Source organism: Pseudonocardia ammonioxydans (assembly GCF_900115005.1).
In the GTDB taxonomy this organism is placed as follows: Bacteria; Actinomycetota; Actinomycetes; order Mycobacteriales; family Pseudonocardiaceae; genus Pseudonocardia; species Pseudonocardia ammonioxydans.
Genome location: NZ_FOUY01000156.1, coordinates 1 through 1,304, shown reverse-complemented (window position 1 = coordinate 1,304; position 1,304 = coordinate 1). Strand labels below are relative to the sequence as shown.

Below are 1,304 nucleotides of genomic sequence, written 5' to 3'. Positions count from 1 at the left end.
TGAGGTTCCCCCGCTTTGCCGGAGTGTCTGAAGACTGGTTCGATCTTGAGAGCCAGGAAGGAAGGCACTGGTGGCTGCACCGAAGAAGTATCCCGATGAGCTGCGTGAACGAGCGGTTCGGCTGTATCGGGAGTCCGACCTCATCCGACGTTCCGCGGGCTCGCCGGGCAGCTCGGCGTGCATCACGAGGCCCTGCGCAACTGGGTGCGCCAGGCCGAGGCCGACAAGGGCGAACGTGATGATCGGCCGACGACCGACATGGCGGCCGAGAACCGCAGGCTCGCGAAGGAGAACGCCGAGCTGCGGCGGGTCAACGAGGTCTTGCGCGCGGTGAGCGCCTATTTCGCCAGCGAGATCGGCCCGACCCGGAGGTGGTCATGAGCTTCGTCGATGCCCATGACTTCCCCGCCGGTCTCGTACTACGGGTCCTCGGTATCGCGTCCTCGACCTACTACGACTGGCGCGCCCGGCGAGCCGCTCCGTCGCAGCGCGAGCTCGACGATGCCGTGTTGCTCGAGCAGATCGTGAAGATCCGGTCGGTGAGCGAGTTCGCCCCCGCCTACGGCTCGCCGCGGGTGTGGCTGGAACTGCGCCGCCAGGGCGTGCACGTGGGGCGCAAGCGGGTCGAGCGGATCATGCGCGAGCACGGCCTGCAGGGCGCGCACCTGCGCCGCGGCTGGAAGCACGGCTCCACCCGGCAGAACCCCGCCCACCGGCCGGCGCCGGACCTCCTCGAACGCGACTTCACCGCCTCCGCGCCGAATCGGGTGTGGGTGGCTGACCTGACCCGGATCGTCACGGGCGAGGGCGTGCTCTGGCTCGCCTCGGTGCGCGACGCCTTCTCCAACCGGGTCGTCGGATGGGCCACCGACCCGCGCGCGACCACGGCGCTGGTGCTGACCGCGCTCAACCACGCCCTGCGCTCCCGGGACCTGCGACCCGGGCAGTTGATCTTTCACAGCGATAAGGGAGCCCAGTACACGGCGCTGCGGTTCACTCAGCGCCTGGTCGACGCCGGTGTCGCCCCGTCGACGGGGTCCACAGGGGACAGCTACGACACCGCCCTCGCCGAGAACCTGTGGTCCACGATCAAGATCGAGCTGCTGTACTGGCCGGGTACAACGTTCGCGACCCGCCGCGAGGCCGAGCACGCGCTGATCCGCTACCTGGACGGCTGGTACAACCCGCGCCGGATCCAGGCCCGCCTCGGCGGCCTCTCACCGGACGAGTACGAGGACAACTATCGTCGCGCCCAGCGCGACGCCGACAGGTAACCCGCACTCCGGGAAACCGGGGGAAGCTCA

1 protein-coding gene and 1 pseudogene are annotated in these 1,304 nt (G+C 69.2%); both read left to right on the top strand.

Translation table 11 applies throughout. The features are described 5' to 3' along the window. Positions 1 to 144 precede the first annotated feature (144 nt). A pseudogene (locus BM093_RS34845) lies at positions 145 to 381 on the top strand (transposase); the annotation flags it as partial. After that, positions 378 to 1,274, top strand: coding sequence for an IS3 family transposase (locus BM093_RS34840; protein WP_093357745.1), 897 nt, complete (start codon positions 378 to 380; stop codon positions 1,272 to 1,274). The pseudogene BM093_RS34845 and the gene BM093_RS34840, both read left to right, overlap by 4 nt. Positions 1,275 to 1,304: the final 30 nt, after the last annotated feature.